Genomic DNA, 22,045 nt, shown 5'->3' on the forward strand with positions numbered 1-22,045 from the left:
TTAATTTTTAATTCTTAATTAATAAAATGAGTGTATTAATTTTTCTTGATCAGTCTGAAGGGCATATTAAAAAAAATTCGCTGGAAGCAGCTTCTTATGGCGCAAAGGTTGCAGAAATAATGGGCACTACAGCAGAAGGAATTGTACTGGGAACAATCATCGAAGATCTTACTGCCTTAGGTAAGTATGGATTAAAAAAAATCCATTCATCAAAAAATGAGTCGCTTAACAATTTTGATGACGGTGTGTTTACTGATGTAATAGCAGAGGCAGCAAAACTTATTGGTGCAAATGTTATTATCTTCTCAAACAATTTCAATGGCAAAGCGATAGTGCCGAGGTTATCAGTAAAATTAAATGCAGGCCTGGTTTCCGGCGCCGTTGCCCTACCCGATTTAAGCAACGGATTTGTTGTAAAGAAAAACGTCTTCAGTGGAAAGGCATTTGCCAATGTGTCAATTAAAACCGAAATAAAAATTATTTCTTTAAATGCGAACGCATATAAAATTAATGAAGGTGAAGGCGTTGCCGAGGTGACCGAGCTTAATGTTACGGTTCCGCCATCAAGGGTAATTGTAAAGGAAGTCAATAAAGTTGTAGGCGAGGTACCTCTGTCTGAAGCAGAAATTGTAGTGAGCGGTGGCCGCGGATTAAAGGGACCAGAAAACTGGGCTATTGTCACTGACCTGGCGAAAGCGCTTGGTGCCGCAACTGCGTGTAGCCGGCCCGTAAGCGATAGCGATTGGAGGCCTCACCACGAACATGTAGGTCAAACCGGCCTTACTATAGCACCGAATTTATATTTTGCCATTGGAATTTCAGGAGCCATACAACATCTTGCTGGTGTTAACCGTAGTAAAACAATTGTGGTGATTAATAAGGATCCCGAAGCGCCATTTTTTAAAGCAGCCGATTATGGTATTGTGGGTGATGCATTTGAAGTGGTTCCAAAAATTACGGAGGCCGTAAAAAAATTGAATGGAGCATAAGCCATTACGAAAATCAATAGGAATTATTGAAACAATTTAATTCCGTCGCTCATTTCATTTATGGAAGGCGTTAATTTTTATATATTTGCTAATATCAAAATTCATTAAATACAGGGATTGGTATGAAGAAAATAGAATTGGAAATAGTTGCCCTATCTCATAGTATCACACAAACGCATTCTTATGCCGTTGTTTTGGGTGAAGTAAATGGCTTGCGCAGGCTACCAATAGTTATTGGAGGTTTTGAGGCGCAGGCAATTGCTGTTGCGCTCGAAAGAATGCAACCGAGCAGGCCACTCACGCACGATCTTATGAAGAATTTTATGCTTGCTTTTAACATTGAGCTCCACGAGATTATTATTAACGATTTGCAGGAAGGCATCTTTTATTCTAAATTGGTTTGTTCAACGGAGCATGATACGGTTGAGATAGATTCACGCACGTCCGACGCCGTAGCCCTTGCTGTGAGATTTGGCTGTCCTATTTACACTTACGATAATATTCTTGACAGTGCAGGGATTTTGATGGAAGAAGACGATAAAAAGAAAAAGGTAGTTGTATCTCACACCGATACCAATAGCGATGACCTAAAAAAATTATCTGTTTCAGAATTGGAAAATTTATTAACGGAAGTTCTGGAACAGGAAGATTATATAAAGGCAGCGTCAATTAGAGATGAAATAAAAGCCAGGAGAAGTAGCTAGCATTTGTATTATAGTTTTATGCTCGCAAAAGGCTGATCCGTAATTTTCATAATTCATAAAATCAGTGGTAGTTTTTCCCAACTGTAAAATTAATCTTGGCCTCAATATTCTGCGTAAAAGGGAAGATGGTTACCACGACCTTGAAACTGTTTTTCTCCCCGTTGCTTTAAGAGATGCGCTGGAGATAGTCCATTCATCAAATAAAACCCGCATCGCTACCACCGGAATTGCCGCAGGTAACCCGGGTAGTAATCTCTGTCTCACAGCATATACCCTACTCAAAAATGATTATCCTCAACTTCCCGAAATAAACATTCATTTACATAAAACAATACCAGTTGGGGCCGGACTTGGAGGGGGATCTGCCGACGCAGCATTTATGTTACAATTAATAAACAAAACATTTAATCTTAATATTCCCCAAGGCAAAATGTTCGGCTACGCTTCACAGTTAGGAAGTGATTGTTCATTCTTTTTGCTTAATGAGCCTTGCCTTGCAACCGGCCGCGGCGAAATTCTGGAGCCAGTTAAATTATCACTTTCAAAATTCAAGATTGTTTTAATAAATCCTGGAGTGCACATAAGTACAGCCGAAGCATTTAGAAAAATTAAGCCGGCGACGCCGGCAAAAAAAATAAAGGATATTATTCGCCAACCGATAGAATCCTGGAAAGACGAATTGTGCAATGATTTTGAACATTATGTATTTGAAAGGTATCCTCATATAGAAAAAATTAAGGAAGATCTCTATATGGCAGGTGCTATATATGCTGCTATGAGCGGAAGCGGCAGTTCAATTTTTGGTATATTTAAAAACGATGAAGTAATCAATTATAGGGCGGATCCGGATTATTATTACAAACTTACCGCTACCATTTAAATCTATCTTTTGCTTTTCTGATTTTAGAAATAAGTAATATCTTTGCCGTCAAATACTTCAATTGATCAATACGTCTTACATACCTGATTTTCTTTTACAAAATCTTGATTTCCTCGATCACAAGGCCTGACGATATCGTCCCCGGTTCTTCTTTTCTTTATCTAATTTATTTATTTTTTAATTTTTCGTTATGCCAGTCTTATCAACTGTTTCTAAAACCGAATATTTTATTGATCTTGAAAATCAATATGGCGCACATAATTACCATCCGCTTCCTGTGGTTCTTGACCGGGGTGAAGGCATTTATGTTTGGGATGTTGAGGGAAAAAAATATTTTGATTTCTTAAGTGCGTATTCTGCCGTTAACCAGGGCCATTGCCATCCGCGTATTACTCAATCATTAGTTGAGCAAGCAAAAAAACTAACCCTTACCAGCAGGGCTTTTCATAGTGATATGCTTGGAGAGTTTGCCCAATATATCACCGGCTATTTTGGCTACGATAAAGTGTTGCCTATGAATACCGGTGCCGAGGCGGTAGAAACTGCACTAAAACTTTGCCGTCATTGGGGATACGCGGTAAAAAAAATTCCCGATAACCAGGCGAAAATAATTGTGTGCGCAGGCAACTTTCATGGAAGGACATTGGGCATCATTTCTTTCAGCACTGATCAGGTGGCAAGAAAAGATTTTGGCCCATATCTGCCAGGGTTCGAAATTATTCCATATAACGACCTTTCTGCGTTATCAGACGCATTAAAAGATGAAAATGTTGCCGGCTTTTTGGTTGAACCTATACAGGGTGAAGCGGGTGTATTGGTTCCGGGCGATGGATATCTGGCAAAAGCAAAACAATATTGTGCTGATGCCAATGCATTGTTTATTGCTGATGAAATTCAAACAGGATTATCGAGAACTGGACGTATGCTTTGTTGCGATCATGAAAATGTACGCCCGGATATTTTGATACTGGGGAAAGCCCTTAGTGGCGGTACTTTACCAGCAAGTGCCGTTCTTGCAGATGACGAAATTATGCTTACAATAAAACCAGGTGAACATGGAAGTACATACGGCGGCAATCCGTTAGCATGTAAAGTCGCTATGGCTGCTTTGCAGGTTTTACGGGAAGAAAACCTTTCAGCAAACGCTGAAGTAATGGGAGAATATTTCAGAGTAGAATTGAGAAAAATTAATTCGCCACATATTAATGAAGTCAGAGGCAAAGGGCTTTTGAATGCGATAGTAATTAATCACGCGGATAAAGATGCTGCCTGGAAGTTGTGTATTGAACTAAAAGATAACGGCTTGCTGGCGAAGCCTACCCACGGGGACAAAATAAGGTTTGCTCCACCGCTGATTATTACGCGCCAGGAAATAAGTGAGTGTATAAAAATTATTGAAAAAAGCCTCGAGGTGTTGAATTAGGCTACTTCAAGTCGTCGGCCCCAAATACCAGCGGAAGAAGATCCTTTGCATTTTCAATAATTTGCACTTTACCTTCCATGCCGCTTAGTATTATACGAATTTGCTTTTTAGTCCTATCTTGAAATTCTACAAAAGATTGACGACAAATACCGCAAGGACTGGCGGGCTTGTCACTTTTGCCATTCAGGTTATCATAGGTAATGGCGATCGCATCTATTCCGACACCGGGAAACAAAGATGATGCGGTTGACAGTAATGTCCTTTCGGCACATATTCCTGCAGGAAACGATGCGTTTTCCTGGTTAGTTCCGCTAACGGTTTCGCCATTTTCCAATCTTGCAAAGGCCCCTACTTTGAAATTTGAATACGGGGCATAGGCAAATTTTGTCGCATCTCTCGCTTTTCTTAACAACTCTGCATCTTCTTTATTTAACTCGTCAATCGATTCGAACAATGAAAAGCTAAACCTGACTTCTTCTGTTTTCATTCATCATTATTTTTACAACGAACTTACCTTGTATAATCAGGAAAACAAAATCAATAATTTATTGGGATGCTGATACAAGGGGCTGAAGAGTCTATAAGAAAGTTAATTTGATGCCATTCGTCAAAAAAAAGTATTTGCGTTACGAACAAAATCGTATATTGCCTACGAATAAAGTCGTAACATGGCAATAAATAAAAATTTAAATCCAACAGAAGGCGAATTAGAAATCCTGCAAATTCTCTGGCAGCGTGGATCTGCAACCGTTCGCGATGTACATGAAGAACTTTCAAAGACTAAAACATCAGGCTATACTACTACCTTAAAGCTGATGCAAATAATGTTTGAAAAAAAACTGGTAACCCGGGATGACAGTGCTAAGACGCATATTTATACACCAGCTGTCAGCATGCAAAAAACACAAAAACAGTTTTTGGATAAGATGATTAAAGGATTGTTTTATGGTTCGTCTACCCAATTGGTTTTGCAGGCTTTGGGTAATCAGAAAGCATCAAAAAATGAATTGGATGAAATTCAAAAATATCTTGACAACTTAAAAAAGGAATAAATGGACTTTGCTGCATTGCAACATTCAATTTTTCTACAGGCCCTCGGTAGCGCCATTCTGGACAGTTTGTGGCAGGCTTTAATACTTTGGATCCTGTATGAAACAATATCTGTTTCTTATAAAAATGCATCAGCGAGGTTTAAGAATAATCTCAGCACGATACTTTTATTCTTATCCTTTGTTTTGTTCGTTTCAGGTTTCATTTCTAAACTGGTAAGTCACCAGGCAGCATTAGCGGTGGCCACTTTATCGGCCTCCACGCCTGAACTTTCGGCCACTCACACATCCACTGTTTTGCAGCAATTTTTATCGTACGCCGGGTCATCGCTTCCATATTTGTCAGTTGCCTATATCTTTCTTTTACTATTCCTGACAGTGAGGCTCATTACCGCTTACAGATATGTGTACATTATTTCGAACAAGCGTTTAGTGAGCCCTCCCAGGGAATTAGAAGCTTTTACCAATAAAGTTGCCGCACAAATGGGAATTACTAGTAAGATAAGTGTGTGGATTTCTCAACACATCGATGTCCCGGCAACAATAGGATTTATTAAACCGGTTATTCTAATCCCTTTTGCTTCATTAAATAATTTGTCCGGTGATCAACTTGAGGCAATTATTTTGCACGAATTATCGCACATTAAACGAAACGATTATGTAATCAACATTGTCGTGGCCGTTATTGAAACAATCTTATTTTTTAATCCCTTTGTCGTCTTACTGTCGAAGGTTATCAAGCGGGAAAGAGAAAATTGTTGCGATGATTTTGTATTACAATATCGCTACGATCCTCACTCTTATGCATCTGCTTTATTACGATTAGAACAATCGCGGGAAACCAATTTCAAACTCGCTATTGGCGCCGTTTCAGGAAAAAAGCAACTCCTATCACGCATCAAGAGAATAACAAACGGCAATGTTGTTTCAACGCAATTCGACTATGGCCAGAAACTACTTGCGCTGCTATTGGTAACTGCTATTATTTGTTCAGTGGCATGGCTTTCTCCCGGTGAAAAGAAACAAACAGCTAACAGAAATTTGCAGAAAAATATGGAAGCTAACATATCCCAAAAAGATGATCTTTCAGTAAAGGCTGCTAATTTACTTAATACAACAAAGGAAGATTTTCAGCAACCAATTTCTAAATACAATCCAAGGAAAAGAGATATAGCGCCACTCAAAAATGAAATTATTACCGGCTTTCCTGATGAACAGGATAAAAACCTGAACGAGAAAGCAGCCACAGACGGATTTCCAGAAAATGCGCCGCCAGCTCTGGCTTTAAAAGCGCCGCGTGTTTTCTTTGATGACGGCCAGTTAAAATTGCCTGCCTCTATCAACATTAAAAATTTTCCGTTTTCAAGTACCGATTTCAACATTGACCTTAGCAGCATTGACGTTAGTAAATTAAACGAAAACTTACAGCTGGCATACAAAGAAATTGAAAACATTAACTGGAGCGAAGTTCAAAATGATATACGTGAAAACTTTTCAAAAGTGAAGATTGCTAAATTGCCTACGAAAGAGCAGGTTGAATTTTTTATTGAAAAATCAAAAGAACTTTCTAAGTTGAAGAATGATGATAAATTAAAGAATGCGGCGAAGTCTTTCAAAGAAATAATGAACAAAGAAAATCAACTTCGGGATTCACTATTACCCAGAAAGATGGTCATGGTTTACAACAATAATGTCAGAAGGCAACGTGAATACCAGAGAACCCGGAACTGGTATGCTGACAGCATGAATAAAAATTCATATGGTCTAAACTATAGCTCCGGTCGGCCATCTGAAGGAAATGCGGAAGATAATACTATTGTGTGCATCAATGGCAATAGTGATGCGCCATCAATAACGAGCGGAAACTTATCGCCAAGGCATAAGCCCAATCTAAAGTCCAATAAATTACATCAAAAAAAGTTTATACAATTTTCTTTTGATACCGATACAAACAAGCCAGGTCAAAAAAGCATAATCAATGTTGAGTTGACTGATTTACCGTGATATAATTGCATCCCCTTTTACTCATCCTCTGTATTGTATTTAAGCTCCAGGAACATTTATTTTTATCTGCTTATTCGAGAATTCCGCTTTAACCGGTAAACCATAACCCGTATAAGCGTGATTCTAATAATGTAATTTCATATGCAGCTTCGCTACAGGAAACGATAACTAATAACGAGAATGGATGACATTTAAGCAAATAGGGGCATGCCCTCTTACCCTTGTGCTTGCAATCCTAACCAAATAAAAAAAGCCGCATAGAAATGCGGCGTTTGTTAAGAACCAATTAGGTTCTGTAACCCCCAAAGAAAACGAGTTAGAATAATTTTATATTAGTTATTTTAAAGCCAGCATTTTCGTTTCACTCAAATCAACTTCACCGTCTGTGCTCACGTGCTTAAGGCGATAAAAATATTTATGTCTATTGGTTGAGGGCTTATCAAAGCCTTCGTAACAATCGCAACTGGTTTGTTTTGGATCCGGTCCCATTACCATCGCAATTGTTTTAAAATTTACTCCATCAATGCTTCTTTGAATTTCAAAATAATTGGTAGCAACTTTATTATCTGTTGCCCAGTCAATCATTATTACGTTTTTAACTGCATTTAGAGTAAAACTGGTATAGTTTATTTTAGCCTGTTGTGTTTGGCATGTTCCTTCTGAATAAGCCCAAATTAATACTGCCAGGGCTATTATACTTTTACTTATTTGTTTCGTATTCATTGCTTAAATTTTTTAATTTTTAAAATTTTGATTTGCAATGAATATTGGATGGGGCTGTAATTTCATAAGGTATTGACGTATCTCTAAAACACTTCACTTAAATATAGAAACTGCTTTTTACTTCCGGTTAATGATAAATGTTCCTGGGGAAATTATCAATTATTGTCGGAAGTCCGATCTCAAATTGTTAAGTGAGGGGTGAGACTGAGATCTTTCTCTTTCTTTTACTAAAGCAGGTTGAATAAATTGATGCTTTAGGGCAAAGGAAAATGCCTGGGTGAAATAAGAAGAGAAGAAAGTTGAATTAGTGAAGATCAAAATAATCTTTCCTTTTAATGTAGAATTTCTATTCATTTCTTGTGTTTGAGTTTCTTTATTTAATAACTAATGTCGCAATAAAATAAGCGGGATTTCAGAAAGGATAGTGAAGCGGTTAGTTAATACACCAGGTAGAAATTTGGTGGCAAATAAGAAGTTGAGGTAAAACATTCTCACTTACAGATGCAAACATAGAGTACATATTTCAATAATGCAAGACCGTAAATTTACGGTCAACCTTCCATTTGAAAAATTTCAACTATTTCAAAAATTATTAGAATATTTTAACCAAAAATCGTTTTATATAGATCGTGTTTTCATTTTACGGCAAATATTTACAATAATTTTAAAATGCCCAGTCCTTAGTCACAAATTTCGTTCAAGATAGTCCCTTACACTTATAGAACTGTCATTATTTCACCTTGCCCGGATTAAAACTGAATTGTTCTCGCCCTTTTCAACTGCTCAGTGCTGCATATATTATAATTTTGATTTATAAGTAAATTAATTTGAAATTGAATATAACATGTGATTTATAATGTACTTATAATCTATTGTTTAATAAATAATATATGTAAATATGACAGTTGTTTGCTATTTTTCGATAATGTGTGGTAATATTTGGCTTTTAGCCGGCATGCATTAGAAAATTAAATAGAATATAATAATCATAATATTATAATAAACAACTTATTAGTTACATAATTAAATACTAATTATATTAACATCAAATTTTGCGAGTATTTTTGTGTTAATACTATCTAATTTAGTATCATTGAAAGTTCAGGGCCAGGACGTAATTTTCAATCCACAAGATTAAATTTATGCCCTTTATTTAAAGTATGCCATAGTGTCGGAGGCATTTCCCCTCTTTCTTTTCAAAAAGATATTCTCTTGACAAGCAATCTTTGAGGGCATTTAAAGTCAAAAAAGGGGGATTAACCTTTCGCAACATTTTGGTGGGGTTGGAGAAATTTAAAATTCAAAAGGGAATGAAACCCAATTTCTCATTGGGAATATTTTGTCGGGACGCTGTCAAAATTTCCTTCTAGATTTTACATTGAGTATGACGACAATCGAATGACGGATTAAGTGAAAGAATGAGCATGTTTCTGCCAGGTGTAAACTATTATCCGCACAATATATTTTCAACCCAGTAATGTAGGGGCCAACATTCTTAACATGCGTAAACAAATTTTGGATGCGAAAATGGAGTAATCGTCTGGTGGTTTAAAGTTATAATGTTTAACCAAAAAGATTTGTACATGAACCTGCGATAGATAGTTTACTTTAAATTGTGAAGAAGTATCAGGAAATTTATTAGGCAGACAAAACCAATTTTTGAAACATGAAAAATTTGACGCGACTTTCTCTCATTTCTGTCCTAATGATTTTATCATGTTCCTCCCCTAAGGAACTGGAATATCAATCATTTCATAATTTTTCCATACAGAAGCTGGGATTTAATAATTCGACAGTGAGTTTAGATATTGTTTATTATAATCCAAACAATTTCGGAATGCAATTAAAGAACAGTGATATGGATATCTACGTAGATGGCAGTATGCTGGGGCATAGCTCATTAGATACACTTATCAGGATTCCGCGTAGGGACACCTTTATGTTGCCGGTAAAATTTGACGTAGACATGCAGAATATTTATAAAAATGCGTGGAGCGCTTTAACCGGAAAAGAAGTGACAGTAAAGTTGACCGGCAAGATAAGAATCGGCAAGGCAAACGTATTTATGAGTTTCCCGGTTAACTATGAGACCAAAGAAACCTTTTCATTATTCTGACAAACGGTTATCACTTGAAATTTCTTATTTTTTTGGTGCTGGAGGATGGGTCACATGCTGGCATGTAATGGGAAGCCTCTTATAGGCATCGGGGTCTGCGGTTACATCGTCCGCATCGTAACCAAGATTCGCCAATTCGGTTTTAATATTTTCAATATTGGTTCTATCGGTATACCACGCAACAGTTACTGTGTGTCTTCTCCAATCCGCTTTTACCGATGAAATCCCATCTTCATGAGCCAAATGATTCTCAATCCTCGTTTTGCAGGCTTCACATTGAACATTTGGTGTTTGGATAACGGCTTTTTGGATGGCCTTTTGCTGAGCATAGCTTGACGTTGCAAAACCCGCCAGCATAATTAGGCTAAGAATAACGCTGTTCATTAACTATTTTTTTTACGAATTTAGGGTTTTACACTCCAATTTGCAGGATCGGCCCGCCAGTTTAACAAGGTGTTTTGATCCTTTTCCGAAACGTAGTTTTTTTCAATCGCCAATGTAATAACTGTATCATAATCGGTAAGAGAATGGTAGGTTATTTTTGCGGTGTTAAAGGCTGTCCTGGCAACATCAAACCCATAATTAAATATTGAAACCATTCCTTCAACAATAAGCCCTTCCTTTTTCAACACTTCTGCTACTTGCAGACTACTTTTACCTGTAGAAATGAGATCTTCGATTATTACAACCTTTTTTCCGGGCTGATAATACCCTTCGATCTGGTTTCCAAGTCCGTGTTCTTTTGGTTTTGGCCTCACATAAATATAAGGAAGCTTAAGCTGGTCAGCAGCCATTGCCCCCCAGGGTATGCCCGCAGTGGCAACTCCTGCAAGCATTTCAGCATTTTCATACATTTGAAAAACTGTATTGCACATTTCAGATTTAATAAAATCCCTGGCATATGGATAAGAAAGTATCTTACGGTTATCACAATATATTGGGCTCTTCCATCCGCTGGCCCAGGTAAAAGGTTTATCTATACTCAATTTAATTGCATTAATTTGTAATAGCTTTTCCGCAACGGCTTTTTTATTATTCATACAGCGAAGATAATATACAGCTATGAGCTATATAACAATTTACTTTGGAGAAAAACCTGTTTATTTATGTGATGAGTTAACCAGGGAAATTGAAGAGGTTAGGCATCATCCGGACGCAGTTTTCATCGATGAGCTTTCTACTGCCGCAGTAAATTCATTACTTCATGAAATTGGGAAAAAAGAATTCCATGCCGGAATCATAATTCATGAAAATTTTAATAAACTCAAAAAAGAATTCTTTAAACATTTTAAGCTGGTAAAAGCCGGCGGAGGTCTTGTAAAAAATAAGGCAGGACAAATCCTGCTTATTTTTCGTCGCGGAAAATGGGATCTGCCAAAAGGTAAACTCGACGATAATGAAACATTATTGCAATGCGCTGTAAGAGAAGTACGTGAGGAAACCGGACTGACACACATTACACCCGGAGAAGAAATAAATACTACCTATCATACCTATGTTGAATTTGGAAAACACATTCTTAAAGAATCTCATTGGTACAAGATGCTGGCGTCAGGTGAAGATGTCCCCGATCCACAAACCGAGGAAGATATAACTGAAATTCGTTGGGTTGGGAAGAAGGAGTTAAGCAATTTCTTTGGCAATACTTTTCCAACTATCATTTCTGTTTTAAAAAATGCATAATGCCCGGTGCCACCAGAATTGGCAATTATATCCTGGGCATGATACCATTGTTCGGGATTATAGCAACTGTGTGCCGGCTCACGCATACCAATTTTTGCATCTCATCATGAATTTTTATGTCCCATACATGAGTGGTTCTACCCAAATGCAACGGCGTCGCAGTACCAATAACAAGGCCTTGCCTCACACTTCTTACGTGGTTTGCATTAATTTCGAGTCCCACGCAATAGAATTTATCCTGGTCAATAACAAGAGCCGAAGCCACACTTCCCACTGTTTCTGCCAGGGCGCACGAAGCGCCTCCGTGCAGGATTCCATAAACCTGGGTCGTACGCTCATTTACCGGCATTGACAACTTTAAAAAATCGTCCCCGATTGCAGTCCATTCCATCCCTAAAAATCCGGCCATAGAATCTTTTCCTAAACCTTTAAGTTTTTCAATGGTTATTTTTTTATCGAACCAGATTGCCATGTTATTTAATATTATTTTTGACGGCTTCAGGAAGAAATTGAGAAACATCTCCCCCATTTCGTATAACATCACGTACAAGCGTACTCGCAACAGACGTAAATTCGGGAAGGCAGGTTAAAAAGATGGTTTCAACATTATGCGCCAGGCTGCGATTCATATCTGCAATAGCTTTCTCATATTCAAAATCATTCACGTAACGAATTCCCCTTAAAATAAAATCAGCTCCAATTGATTTACAACATTCAACCGTTAGCCCATCATAAGCCAGAACATTAATCTTGGGTTCTTCTTTATAAATTTCCCGTAACCATTGAAGCCTTCGCTCTTCAGAAAACATCGCCGTCTTATTGCTGTTTCTTCCAATGCCGATAACGAGTTTATCAAACAGTGGAAGCGCCCTGTTAATAATATCGGTATGGCCAAGTGTCACAGGATCAAAAGTTCCGGGGAATAAACAAATTCTTTCCATGCTACCTGATTAATTTTTGCTAAAAAAACTATTACGTAAATTCCAATAAACAAAATATTCCGTCAATTTTTCTAATTAAAATTTTGTTTATTACTAAGCAAATAAAGAACAGCCATTCTCACGGCAACGCCGTTTTCTACCTGCTGTAAAATAATGGATTGCTTTGAATCTGCCACATCACTATCTATTTCTACTCCCCTGTTCACAGGCCCCGGGTGAAGGATCACAATTTCTTTATTGATGCTTTCCAATAATTTCTTACTTACACCGTAAGCCAGGTTATATTCCCTCAGCGAAGAAAATAAAACCTGGCTTTGTCTTTCCAACTGGATACGTAATACATTGGCAACATCACACCAAAGCAATGCTTTTTTAAGATTATATTCAACGCGAATATCAAATGCTTCTCTTATATATTTTGGAATCAACGTCGGCGGTCCTGCCACCATAACTTCCGCGCCTGCCTTTTTCAATAAATAGATATTGCTAAGCGCTACCCTTGAGTGCATGATATCGCCAACCAGCACAATCTTTTTACCTGCCAGCGTGCCGCATTTTTCCTTTATTGAAAACGCATCTAACAAAGCTTGCGTCGGATGTTCGTTTATGCCATCACCGGCATTGATGATCGCTGCAGGTATATGCTTTGACAAAAAATGAGGAGCGCCACTTGCACTATGCCGCATAACAACCATATCAACTTTCATCGAAAGGATGTTGTTAACAGTATCCAGCAAAGTTTCGCCCTTTGATACAGATGAACCAGAGGCGGAAAAATTTAAAGTATCAGCGCTCAACCGCTTTTCTGCTAATTCGAACGAAATTCTCGTACGGGTGGAGTTTTCATAAAACAAGTTCACAATAGTTGTATCACGAAGCGATGGCACTTTTTTTATAGGCCTTTGTAATACTTCTTTAAATTGGGTAGCTGTTGAAAGAATAAGATCAATGTCGCTGAGTTGTAAATCTTTAATGCCCAGGAGATGTTTGGTAGAAAGTTGCATTAAAGGTCAAAGCTAAATAAAAAAATTATCTGAAGAGGCATTTTTTATCTTTTTGAAATTATTTTTAATTGTCAGTAAAGAACAACATGCCCTTTATCCCATTCTACTTTCACTTTTTGCGAAATAAGTGAGTCAATTGCCTTTCCGCAATAGTCCGGCTGGATGGGTAACTGACGGCTATACCTTCTATTGATAAGAACACAAAGCTCTACTTTTTTGGGCCGGCCAAAAGCCAAAAGAGCGTCTAAGGCTGCCCGTATGGTTCTTCCGGTATAAAGCACATCATCAATAAGTACTACATTTTTATCTTCGATAGAAAAAGAAATATTGGTTTGGTTTGGGCTATGTAATTCTTTGCGAATATCGTCCCTGTAAAACGTAATATCCATCTTCCCATATGGTATTTCTTTATCCGGAACGATCTTTTTTAACTGCTCATAAATTTTATCAGATAAATAAATGCCCCTGGGTTGAATTCCTATAATCACTAATGAAGAAAGATCGGAATAATTTTCTATCAACTGGTAAGCCAGTCGCTCAATTGTTATCTGAAGTTGATATTTGTCAAGAATTGTTTTCATGAATTTGTAGTATCCTCATTCATGAAGGGATATCTGTAATTAACTGCGGGATTAAAAGTTTCCTTAATGGTTCTTGCGCTTAACCAACGATATAAATTCAGGATGCTTCCTGCTTTATCATTGGTTCCGCTTCCACGGGCCCCACCAAAAGGTTGTTGGCCAACCACAGCGCCCGTAGGCTTATCGTTTATGTAAAAATTACCGGCGCTATTGGCGAGTTTTTTTGTAGCAATTTCAACCGCATACCGGTCTTGCGCAATTACGGATCCGGTGAGTGCATAAGGCGAAGTAGAATCAACCAATTTAATGGCTTCGTCAAATTTATTTTCATCGTATACGTATAGCGTTAGTACCGGACCAAACAATTCTTCACACATCGTTACATAACGGGGATCAGTAACTTCTATTACAGTTGGTTCAATAAAATAACCATAAGTTTTATCACATTTTCCACCAACCAATATTTTAGCGTCTTTATCTTTTTTAACTTGTTTAATATAACCTTCAAGTTTATCAAAACTCTTTTCGTCAATTACCGCATTAATGAAGCAGGTAAAATCTTCCACACTGCCCATCTTCATTGTTTTTATTTCAGCAACTAATTTCTTTTTTACTTGTTGTGCAATGTTGGAAGGGATATATGCCCGCGATGCGGCCGAACATTTCTGTCCCTGGTATTCAAATGCGCCGCGGCATAAAGCCGTAACCACCACGTCAACATCGGCAGTTTTATGAGCCAGTACAAAATCCTTACCGCCTGTTTCACCAACTATTCTTGGATAAGATTTATACAGCTTTGTATTTTTCCCAATCGTTTCCCACATGCTATTGAATACTCCGGTACTTCCTGTAAAATGAATTCCGCCAAAATCCGGATGATTAAAACAAACCTCACCTAAAACCGGCCCATCCACATAAATCAAATTAATAACACCATCGGGCAGACCAGCTTCCTTTAAAATACGCATGAACATCTGAGCGCTGTAGACCTGCGTATGGGCACATTTCCAAACAACCGTGTTGCCGCACATGGCTGCGGAAGTAGGAAGGTTCCCACCTATTGCTGTAAAATTAAACGGCGTTATGGCAAGAATAAATCCTTCAAGCGGACGATATTCCATCCGGTTATAAACACCAGGGCTACTCGAAGGTTGTTGTTTATAAATTTCACTTAGAAAATGAACATTAAATCTTAAAAAATCTATCAACTCACAGGCACCATCAATCTCGGCCTGGTAAACATTCTTACTTTGACCGAGCATGGTTGTAGCCAAAATATAAGGCCGGAATTTTGTAGCAAGAAGCTCAGCCGCTTTTAAAAAAATATTGGCCCTATTTTCCCAACTGGCTGCTGACCATTTGTCTTTTGCCTTTAAAGCCGCATTAATAGCCTTTTTTACGTGAGATGCATCTCCAAAATGAAAATTGCCGAGTACATGATTCTTTTCATGAGGAGCATTTATAGCGACTTTATTTCCGGTTCGCACTTCATCACCACCTATGTACATTGGAATGTCCGCCTTCTTACTTTTCAGTTCTTTTAAAGTACTTTTTACCAGTTCTCTTTCTGTACTTCCCGGCGCAAAATTTAGTACAGGTTCGTTGGAAGGAAGGGGATAATAAAAATTGCCGGTATTCATAAATTACTTATTTAAAATAATGCTGAATCGTTTTCAACATTAATAGATATACTGCTTTATTAACCTAAAAAGGAGATTATTTTTTTAGGTACATAACTTCTTTAACCAGCTTAACAGTACGGGGAACATCGGGTAAATACATAGCTACAAGATTGGGCGCATAATGCATTGGCGCATCTGCCGACGTGATTCTTCTTACCGGGGCATCCAGGTAATCAAATCCTTCTTTTTGTATGCGATAAGCTATCTCAGACGAGACAGATGCAAATGGCCATTGTTCTTCAACTATAACCAGCCGGTTAGTTTTTTTAACTGATTCAAGAATAGTTTGCCAATCCATTGGGCGAATAGTTCTTAAATCAATTACTTCTGCACTTATATTTTCTTTTTCGAGTTCAGTTGCTGCACCCAATGCAACTTTCATCATTTTATTGAAAGAAACAATAGTAACGTCATTTCCTTCACGTACTACTTTTGCCTTACCAATTGGTATTAAATATTCTTCTTCCGGTATTTGCCCTTTTTCGCCATACATTACCTCACTTTCCATAAATATTACGGGATCATTATCGCGAATAGCACTTTTCAACAATCCTTTACCATCGTATGGATTGCTTACTGATATTACTTTAAGCCCGGGAATATTTGCATACATCGATTCAAAGGCTGTCGAATGTTGTGCACCCAGTTGTCCGGCACTTCCATTTGGTCCACGAAAAACGATCGGGCAACCCACTTGTCCGCCGCTCATAGCCAGCATTTTTGACGCTGTATTTAAAATCTGGTCAATAGCAAGAGTTGCAAAATTCCACGTCATGAATTCTACAATTGGACGCAAGCCATTCTGAGCAGCGCCAACAGCTATGGCAGTAAATCCAAGCTCAGTAATCGGTGTATCTATTACCCTTTTTTCACCAAACTCTTCCAGCATTCCCTGGCTTACTTTATAAGCCCCGTTATACTCTGCTACTTCTTCACCCATTAAAAAAACGTTCTCGTCACGCCTCATTTCTTCACTCATCGCCTCACGTAATGCTTCTCTAAATGCTACTTCTTTCATTAAATTAAAAATTGATTGGCAAAAATATCGGTTAAGAGGCAAATGAGCAAAACTCATTGCGATAAAAATACCATTAAGGCATCAACTCAGAAAGTTTATCAGTTAATTTTTTACCGAAAATATTCTTTGCAATGATTTTCCCATCCTTGTCAAGCAAAAGGTTCGCTGGAATGGCCTTGATACCATATTGATCGGAAGTGCTGTTTTTCCAACCCTGCAAATCTGAAACCTGGTTCCAGTTCAATTTATCGTCTTTGATGGCTTTCTCCCATTTATCTTTTTTTAAATCGTACGAAACTCCGTAAATGGTAAAACCCTTGTCTTTAAACTTATTGTATGCAGCAACAATATTTGGATTCTCACGACGACATGGGCCACACCAGCTTGCCCAAAAATCTACCAGCACATATTTGCCATGCAAAGAAGACAAACTCAGCATTTTTCCATTAGTTGCAGTTTGTGAAATTTCCGGGGCTATTTTACCTATAGCAACATTGCTATAAGTATCAATCATTTTTTTTATCTCCTTTCCTTTCGCCGAATTTTTAATTTCGGGGGAAAGCATATCGTACAAAGGCTGAACTTCATTGGCCTCAGCATAATAGGCATAATTTTCATATATGGCCATTGCAGCAAGTAAAGAATTTGGATATGCTTTTACAAATTCAGAAACAACTTTTCGTTTTTCTGCCAGAACTGCAAAATCTACTTCATCAAGGCTATCCATTATTTTTTTATTCTTGTCCTTATAAGCTTCTTCGAAAATTTTGCTATTTGCATCTTCCCATTTGGTTACGTATTTCATTCTTTCTTTCAACAGTCTATCTTCATCGTTGATGGGAGAACCTTTTACGGTAAGAAGCTGAAGTGAATCGCCACGGCCTAAAATACTCATCGTTACCGGTTCTATATAAAAAGCAAAGTAATCGCTTGGCTTTGCAGAAGGCATGGTTAACGTTGCAAAAAATGGATCTTTAACAAAGCCGGTGAATTTAAAATTACCATCATTGATGGAAGCAGAATCCTGGATGGTTTTACCGGATTCATAGATACTTAGATAAACAATGCCTTTTTGTATTTTCTCGAACTTGCCGTTAATGGTGAATGAAGAATCCTGGGCAAAACAATTGACACCCAGGAATAAAATGTACATCGAAAAGAAACCAAGTTTTTTCATGAATATTTATTTGATCGCAAAAATAAGGTTTATTCAAAAAAGGGCTTTACCACTCATAATTTCCAGGGAAGGAATCGACACATTCAAAGTCAAAGCTGAAATATTTTTAAAGTGGCCAAAAAATTTCTTCCTTCCTCTTTAAAATATATTTATGCAAACGATTGACTTTAATATTTAAAAGACCTTTCGTTATATTTAGTGAGAGAACATTCAAGATGCTAAATGATAACTTGGTTAACAACATAAGATTATAACATTATCAACATTAAATTCGATTATCGTATTAAGAGATTCTGAATTGTATAGACCGGCACTTAAGTGATAATGATTATATGTTTCTATAAGAAATCATCTGCAATTATTTTTTGTCAGCGGAATGTTTGCCGACAGCATATTTATACATAATATATTTTGTTGAAAAAATATAAACCATTTAAGGATTTTCTAATTTGAAACTATAATGAAGCATAGACGATCTTTATTTAACACAATATCAGCTATCTCAATTGTTATTCTATTACTCACTGGTTTTTGTCCCCTGACTGATGCTCAGGTTCTTGATTCATCCGCATTATATAAATCGACAGAATTTACAGCTCCGGGAAGTTTTACCCATGGCGTAGAAGGTCCGGCTGTAGATAGATCCGGTAATGTTTATGCTGTAAATTTTGCCCGCGAGGGGACGATTGGAATTATCACCACACAAGGAAATCCAGCTTTATTTATTGATCTTCCAGATAGCAGTGTTGGAAATGGAATCAGGTTTGACAGCCACGGCAATATGTTCATTGCAGACTACACAAAACATAATGTGCTGAAGGTTGATATGAGGACCAAAAAGATCACCGTTTTTGCTCATGAATCAAAGATGACGCAGCCTAACGATATTGCCATTGACAGCAAGAACCGTGTTTACGCCAGCGATCCAAACTTTAAATTAAACACCGGCCGCATCTGGGGAATTGACAGGCACAGAAAGATCACTTTATTAGATACACTAAACGGACCAGCCAATGGAATTGAAGTAAGTCCTGATGAAAAGAAATTATATGTAAATGCAGGCAGAAAAGTATGGTCTTATGATTTATCACGCAAAGGTGACTTAAGCAATAAAAGTTTATTAATTGAATTTCCTGATTTTGGTTGCGATGGTATGCGTTGCGACGTTGCGGGGAATTTATATATCGCCCGCATAGGAAAAGGTGTTGTGGCAAAAGTTTCTCCAAACGGACAATTATTAATGGAAATAAAATTAATTGGGAAAAAACCTACCAATGTGGCTTTCGGAGGAGTAGATGGCTGCACAGTTTATGTGACGCTAATGGACATGGGTAATCTGGAGACTTTCCGCGTAGGTACGCCAGGCAGAGAATGGAAAATGCAAAGAAAAAAATAAAAGTTACGTTGTTGAAAATGTCTATAACGGTTTGGCATAATCGCTTTTAATAAAGAACTAATATTAATTTCCATCACCATTAAATAAATTAAAATGAAGCGCAGAGATATTATCAGAGGATTAACGCTCTTACCCCTGGGCGGAAGCCTTTTGGGTACCATGCTGCCCACAGAATCTAAAGCAGGACCACGTTCTAAATCGCCATCAAGGCGTAACCTCCTTGAAGAACTCGGTATCCGCACTTTCATTAATGCCGCAGGAACATATACTACAATGACCGCATCTCTCATGGATGATGAGGTAATGAATGCGATCGACTACAGCGCCAAAGAATTTTGCATGTTGAATGAAGTGCAGGATAAAGTAGGTGAAAAAATTGCGCAAATGGTACACGCTGAAGCCGCGATGGTTACAGCGGGGGCGTTCTCCGCCTTAACACTTGGTACTGCAGGAATCCTTACGGGGATGGACCAGGCAAAAGTCAAGCAAATCCCGCATCGTTTGCAAGAGTCAGGAATTAAATCAGAAGTGATATTACAGAAAGGCCACTTTGACGGATATGAACAAGCACTTTATAATACGGGTGTCACAATCATTCCTGTCGAAACAGCTGATGATGTTGAAAAGGCTGTGAACGAAAAAACTGCGTCTATGCATTTCTTAAATTGCAATGCACTTGAAGGAAAAATTATGCATGATGAATGGTTGCAACTTGCAAAACAACATAACCTGCCGGCAACAATTGACATTGCCGCTGACGTGCCACCTGTATCGAATCTCTGGAAGTACAATGATATGGGTTTTAGTTTCGTCGCCTTGTCCGGCGGCAAAGCAATACGGGGCCCGCAGAGTACAGGAATATTGATGGGCAAAAAGGATATCATTGCAGCAGCCCGTTTAAATGATTCTCCTAACGGAGTTACAATAGGTCGGGGTATGAAAGTCAATAAGGAAGAAATGCTGGGAATGTATGCGGCGCTGGATGCATATGTCAATAAGGATCATGATAAAGAGTGGAAGATGTGGGAAGACAACGTAGGTTATATAAACAATGCAGTTAAAAATATTAAGGGCGTTACGACTGAAATTAGTGTTCCCCCCATTGCTAATCACACGCCTAAGTTAAAAATTGCTTGGGATAAGAATATAATAAGGACAACACGCGAAAATCTTGGAGATAAATTGCGTAACGGGAATCCTTCAATAGAAGTTATTTCCTGGGGCGACGAAGATAACAGCATAAGCCTGACCGTTTTTATGTTAAAGAAGGGCGAAGAAAAGATTGTTGCCAGGAGAATTAAAGAAGAACTTTCTGTGGCTTCCTCCTGATGATTGACTTGCGGGATAGTTGTATTTATTAATTTCTTAAAATTTCCAATAAACGCGATGCTAAAAAAATGTTTTTTGCTGTTCTCTTTGTTTTGCACCGGTGAGAATTATGTTCAGGCTCAACTTTACAGTATCGTTATAAAGGGTGGCCACGTTATCGATCCTAAGAGTAATATTAATGAATTGATGGATATCGCCATCAAAAACGATACAATCGTCAAGGTTGCAAAAACCATCGACGCAAAGGATGCCGTACAAGTTGTGGATGCACATGGCATGTATGTCACACCGGGCCTCATCGATATTCATACGCATGATTTTTACGGGAATAATCCCGATCAATATTTAATGGATGCTACAGCTGCAATAGTACCTGATGGATTTACTTTTCGGGTAGGCGTTACTACGGTAGTTGATGCCGGAAGTTCCGGGTGGAGAACATTTCCACTCTTTAAAGAACAAGCAATTGACAGATCTCAAACAAGAGTGCTGGCTTTTCTGAATATCGTCGGGGCTGGTATGAGAGGAGGTGCTTATGAACAGAATGCTAATGACATGGATCCGCAAATGGCCGCTTATGTTGCAAAACAATACAAAAATTATATAGTTGGATTTAAAGTTGCCCACTTCGAAGCTGCAAAATGGATCCCGGTAGATAGTGCAGTGGAAGCGGGTAAAATAACAGGTTTGCCGGTAATGATTGATTTTGGTGGCGACGATTCTCACCCGCCTTTATCAATTGAAGAACTATTTTTCAACCACCTTCGTCCGGGCGATATTTATACGCACACTTTTACTGAATTAAAAAGAAGGGACCCGATTGTCGATACAACTACAAGAAAACTTAACCCGTTTGTATTGCCTGCTCAGCAAAGAGGAATTGTATTCGATGTTGGCTTTGGCGGCGCAAGCTTCGATTTTCGCCAGGCCATTCCAGCGCTCAAAAGCGGCTTTTTTCCCAACTCAATCAGCACCGACCTGCACACAGGAAGTATGAATGCGGCAATGAAAAATATGCTGAACATTATGTCGATGTTCCTGGCAATGGGTATGGATTTACCAAACGTTATCCAGGCAAGCACATGGAATCCGGCAAAGGAAATTAAGCACGAAGAATTAGGAAATTTATCAGCTGGTTCAGTGGCCGACATCGCCATATTAAATCTACGAAAAGGAAACTTTGGATTTTGGGATAGGCTTGGTTATAAATTAAAAGGCAAAGAGCGACTTGAGTGTGAGGCGACGATTCGTGCCGGAAAAATTGTATACGATTTAAATGGCATCACAACTCCTGAAGTAAGTGGCCATGTTGAATAACATTAAATTTTAATCATCAAAAAAATAAA

Annotated in this window: 22 protein-coding genes; 11 read left to right on the forward strand and 11 right to left on the reverse strand. The window is 38.1% G+C overall.

The window, feature by feature from the left end; genetic code table 11:
• Positions 1–26: 26 nt before the first annotated feature.
• The 4 genes from ACO1O5_RS01215 (at position 27) to rocD (ending at position 3,996) form a co-directional block, all read left to right on the forward strand.
• Positions 27–989, forward strand: coding sequence for an electron transfer flavoprotein subunit alpha/FixB family protein (locus ACO1O5_RS01215; RefSeq protein WP_486267667.1), 963 nt, complete (start codon positions 27–29; stop codon positions 987–989).
• Between the two features lie 122 nt (positions 990–1,111).
• Positions 1,112–1,693, forward strand: a complete 582-nt coding sequence (locus tag ACO1O5_RS01220; RefSeq protein ID WP_486267669.1) for a bifunctional nuclease family protein — start codon at positions 1,112–1,114, stop codon at positions 1,691–1,693.
• Between the two features lie 64 nt (positions 1,694–1,757).
• Positions 1,758–2,573 carry a 4-(cytidine 5'-diphospho)-2-C-methyl-D-erythritol kinase gene (gene ispE, locus ACO1O5_RS01225; protein WP_486267671.1) on the forward strand — a complete coding sequence of 272 codons (816 nt, stop codon included), beginning with the start codon at positions 1,758–1,760 and terminating at the stop codon, positions 2,571–2,573.
• Positions 2,574–2,763: 190 nt separating this feature from the next.
• Complete coding sequence (rocD, locus tag ACO1O5_RS01230) at positions 2,764–3,996, forward strand: ornithine--oxo-acid transaminase (RefSeq protein WP_486267673.1); 1,233 nt, start codon at positions 2,764–2,766, stop codon at positions 3,994–3,996.
• A gap of 1 nt (position 3,997) precedes the next feature.
• On the opposite strand, the gene ACO1O5_RS01235 is transcribed toward rocD, so the two are convergent.
• A complete protein-coding gene (locus ACO1O5_RS01235; RefSeq protein WP_486267675.1) occupies positions 3,998–4,483 on the reverse strand; it encodes a cytidine deaminase in 486 nt (161 codons plus the stop codon).
• Between the two features lie 181 nt (positions 4,484–4,664).
• Here ACO1O5_RS01235 and ACO1O5_RS01240 point away from each other — a divergent pair, with 181 nt between their 5' ends.
• Entirely contained in the window at positions 4,665–5,048 is a 384-nt protein-coding gene (locus tag ACO1O5_RS01240; protein WP_486267677.1) for a BlaI/MecI/CopY family transcriptional regulator, read from the forward strand.
• On the forward strand, positions 5,049–7,049 hold the full coding sequence (locus ACO1O5_RS01245) for a M56 family metallopeptidase (RefSeq protein ID WP_486267679.1): 2,001 nt from the start codon (positions 5,049–5,051) through the stop codon (positions 7,047–7,049).
• Between the two features lie 336 nt (positions 7,050–7,385).
• Here the strand turns inward: ACO1O5_RS01245 and ACO1O5_RS01250 are convergent, their stop codons facing one another.
• A complete protein-coding gene (locus ACO1O5_RS01250; RefSeq protein WP_486267681.1) occupies positions 7,386–7,772 on the reverse strand; it encodes a hypothetical protein in 387 nt (128 codons plus the stop codon).
• Between the two features lie 1,666 nt (positions 7,773–9,438).
• Here ACO1O5_RS01250 and ACO1O5_RS01255 point away from each other — a divergent pair.
• A complete protein-coding gene (locus ACO1O5_RS01255) occupies positions 9,439–9,888 on the forward strand; it encodes an LEA/WHy family protein (RefSeq protein ID WP_486267683.1) in 450 nt (149 codons plus the stop codon).
• Positions 9,889–9,912: 24 nt separating this feature from the next.
• Here the strand turns inward: ACO1O5_RS01255 and ACO1O5_RS01260 are convergent, their stop codons facing one another.
• Both ACO1O5_RS01260 and pyrE read right to left on the reverse strand, forming a co-directional pair.
• Positions 9,913–10,272, reverse strand: a complete 360-nt coding sequence (locus ACO1O5_RS01260) for a heavy-metal-associated domain-containing protein (RefSeq protein ID WP_486267685.1) — start codon at positions 10,270–10,272, stop codon at positions 9,913–9,915.
• A gap of 20 nt (positions 10,273–10,292) precedes the next feature.
• A complete protein-coding gene (gene pyrE / locus ACO1O5_RS01265) occupies positions 10,293–10,928 on the reverse strand; it encodes an orotate phosphoribosyltransferase (RefSeq protein ID WP_486267687.1) in 636 nt (211 codons plus the stop codon).
• Between the two features lie 22 nt (positions 10,929–10,950).
• Between pyrE and ACO1O5_RS01270 the strand changes: the two genes are divergently transcribed.
• On the forward strand, positions 10,951–11,571 hold the full coding sequence (locus ACO1O5_RS01270) for an NUDIX hydrolase (RefSeq protein ID WP_486267689.1): 621 nt from the start codon (positions 10,951–10,953) through the stop codon (positions 11,569–11,571).
• Positions 11,572–11,596: 25 nt separating this feature from the next.
• Here the strand turns inward: ACO1O5_RS01270 and ACO1O5_RS01275 are convergent, their stop codons facing one another.
• The 7 genes from ACO1O5_RS01275 to ACO1O5_RS01305 form a co-directional block, all read right to left on the reverse strand.
• Positions 11,597–12,043, reverse strand: a complete 447-nt coding sequence (locus ACO1O5_RS01275; RefSeq protein WP_486267691.1) for a hotdog fold thioesterase — start codon at positions 12,041–12,043, stop codon at positions 11,597–11,599.
• Position 12,044: 1 nt separating this feature from the next.
• The gene (gene coaD, locus ACO1O5_RS01280; RefSeq protein WP_486267693.1) at positions 12,045–12,512 is read right to left on the reverse strand and encodes a pantetheine-phosphate adenylyltransferase; all 468 of its coding nucleotides are present in this window, start codon (positions 12,510–12,512) and stop codon (positions 12,045–12,047) included.
• Positions 12,513–12,583: 71 nt separating this feature from the next.
• The gene (locus ACO1O5_RS01285) at positions 12,584–13,516 is read right to left on the reverse strand and encodes an aspartate carbamoyltransferase catalytic subunit (protein ID WP_486267695.1); all 933 of its coding nucleotides are present in this window, start codon (positions 13,514–13,516) and stop codon (positions 12,584–12,586) included.
• A gap of 71 nt (positions 13,517–13,587) precedes the next feature.
• Positions 13,588–14,097, reverse strand: a complete 510-nt coding sequence (gene pyrR, locus ACO1O5_RS01290) for a bifunctional pyr operon transcriptional regulator/uracil phosphoribosyltransferase PyrR (protein WP_486267697.1) — start codon at positions 14,095–14,097, stop codon at positions 13,588–13,590.
• Positions 14,094–15,737, reverse strand: a complete 1,644-nt coding sequence (pruA, locus tag ACO1O5_RS01295) for an L-glutamate gamma-semialdehyde dehydrogenase (RefSeq protein ID WP_486267699.1) — start codon at positions 15,735–15,737, stop codon at positions 14,094–14,096. The genes pyrR and pruA overlap by 4 nt, the downstream gene beginning before the upstream one ends.
• Before the next feature lie 76 nt (positions 15,738–15,813).
• Positions 15,814–16,797 (reverse strand): pyruvate dehydrogenase complex E1 component subunit beta, encoded by a 984-nt coding sequence (locus ACO1O5_RS01300; RefSeq protein WP_486267701.1) that lies wholly within the window; start codon positions 16,795–16,797, stop codon positions 15,814–15,816.
• A 73-nt stretch (positions 16,798–16,870) separates the two neighbouring features.
• A complete protein-coding gene (locus ACO1O5_RS01305; protein ID WP_486267703.1) occupies positions 16,871–17,974 on the reverse strand; it encodes a redoxin domain-containing protein in 1,104 nt (367 codons plus the stop codon).
• Positions 17,975–18,434: 460 nt separating this feature from the next.
• On the opposite strand from ACO1O5_RS01305, the gene ACO1O5_RS01310 reads away from it, so the two are divergent.
• The 3 genes from ACO1O5_RS01310 to ACO1O5_RS01320 all read left to right on the forward strand — a co-directional run bounded on the left by ACO1O5_RS01310 (position 18,435) and on the right by ACO1O5_RS01320 (position 22,016).
• A complete protein-coding gene (locus ACO1O5_RS01310) occupies positions 18,435–19,370 on the forward strand; it encodes an SMP-30/gluconolactonase/LRE family protein (protein WP_486267705.1) in 936 nt (311 codons plus the stop codon).
• A 93-nt stretch (positions 19,371–19,463) separates the two neighbouring features.
• Positions 19,464–20,699: a selenocysteine synthase gene (locus ACO1O5_RS01315; protein ID WP_486267707.1), complete on the forward strand. Its 1,236-nt coding sequence runs from the start codon at positions 19,464–19,466 to the stop codon at positions 20,697–20,699.
• A gap of 75 nt (positions 20,700–20,774) precedes the next feature.
• The gene (locus ACO1O5_RS01320) at positions 20,775–22,016 is read left to right on the forward strand and encodes an amidohydrolase/deacetylase family metallohydrolase (protein ID WP_486267709.1); all 1,242 of its coding nucleotides are present in this window, start codon (positions 20,775–20,777) and stop codon (positions 22,014–22,016) included.
• The last annotated feature ends 29 nt before the right edge of the window (positions 22,017–22,045 follow it).

The sequence above is a fragment of the Ginsengibacter sp. genome (assembly GCF_057362405.1).

What these genes read in the sequence shown, in the direction of transcription:
- ACO1O5_RS01310 (WP_486267705.1), top strand. Translation starts at nt 18,435, where the DNA reads ATGAAGCATAGACGATCTTTATTTAACACAATATCAGCTATCTCAATT.
- ACO1O5_RS01270 (WP_486267689.1), top strand. Translation starts at nt 10,951, where the DNA reads ATGAGCTATATAACAATTTACTTTGGAGAAAAACCTGTTTATTTATGT.
- ACO1O5_RS01260 (WP_486267685.1), bottom strand. Translation starts at nt 10,272, where the DNA reads ATGAACAGCGTTATTCTTAGCCTAATTATGCTGGCGGGTTTTGCAACG.
- pruA (WP_486267699.1), bottom strand. Translation starts at nt 15,737, where the DNA reads ATGAATACCGGCAATTTTTATTATCCCCTTCCTTCCAACGAACCTGTA.
- ACO1O5_RS01240 (WP_486267677.1), top strand. Translation starts at nt 4,665, where the DNA reads ATGGCAATAAATAAAAATTTAAATCCAACAGAAGGCGAATTAGAAATC.
- ACO1O5_RS01220 (WP_486267669.1), top strand. Translation starts at nt 1,112, where the DNA reads ATGAAGAAAATAGAATTGGAAATAGTTGCCCTATCTCATAGTATCACA.
- coaD (WP_486267693.1), bottom strand. Translation starts at nt 12,512, where the DNA reads ATGGAAAGAATTTGTTTATTCCCCGGAACTTTTGATCCTGTGACACTT.
- rocD (WP_486267673.1), top strand. Translation starts at nt 2,764, where the DNA reads ATGCCAGTCTTATCAACTGTTTCTAAAACCGAATATTTTATTGATCTT.
- ACO1O5_RS01300 (WP_486267701.1), bottom strand. Translation starts at nt 16,797, where the DNA reads ATGAAAGAAGTAGCATTTAGAGAAGCATTACGTGAGGCGATGAGTGAA.
- pyrE (WP_486267687.1), bottom strand. Translation starts at nt 10,928, where the DNA reads ATGAATAATAAAAAAGCCGTTGCGGAAAAGCTATTACAAATTAATGCA.
- ACO1O5_RS01305 (WP_486267703.1), bottom strand. Translation starts at nt 17,974, where the DNA reads ATGAAAAAACTTGGTTTCTTTTCGATGTACATTTTATTCCTGGGTGTC.
- ACO1O5_RS01250 (WP_486267681.1), bottom strand. Translation starts at nt 7,772, where the DNA reads ATGAATACGAAACAAATAAGTAAAAGTATAATAGCCCTGGCAGTATTA.
- ACO1O5_RS01235 (WP_486267675.1), bottom strand. Translation starts at nt 4,483, where the DNA reads ATGAAAACAGAAGAAGTCAGGTTTAGCTTTTCATTGTTCGAATCGATT.
- ACO1O5_RS01255 (WP_486267683.1), top strand. Translation starts at nt 9,439, where the DNA reads ATGAAAAATTTGACGCGACTTTCTCTCATTTCTGTCCTAATGATTTTA.
- ACO1O5_RS01215 (WP_486267667.1), top strand. Translation starts at nt 27, where the DNA reads ATGAGTGTATTAATTTTTCTTGATCAGTCTGAAGGGCATATTAAAAAA.
- ACO1O5_RS01275 (WP_486267691.1), bottom strand. Translation starts at nt 12,043, where the DNA reads ATGGCAATCTGGTTCGATAAAAAAATAACCATTGAAAAACTTAAAGGT.
- ACO1O5_RS01245 (WP_486267679.1), top strand. Translation starts at nt 5,049, where the DNA reads ATGGACTTTGCTGCATTGCAACATTCAATTTTTCTACAGGCCCTCGGT.
- ACO1O5_RS01285 (WP_486267695.1), bottom strand. Translation starts at nt 13,516, where the DNA reads ATGCAACTTTCTACCAAACATCTCCTGGGCATTAAAGATTTACAACTC.
- ACO1O5_RS01315 (WP_486267707.1), top strand. Translation starts at nt 19,464, where the DNA reads ATGAAGCGCAGAGATATTATCAGAGGATTAACGCTCTTACCCCTGGGC.
- pyrR (WP_486267697.1), bottom strand. Translation starts at nt 14,097, where the DNA reads ATGAAAACAATTCTTGACAAATATCAACTTCAGATAACAATTGAGCGA.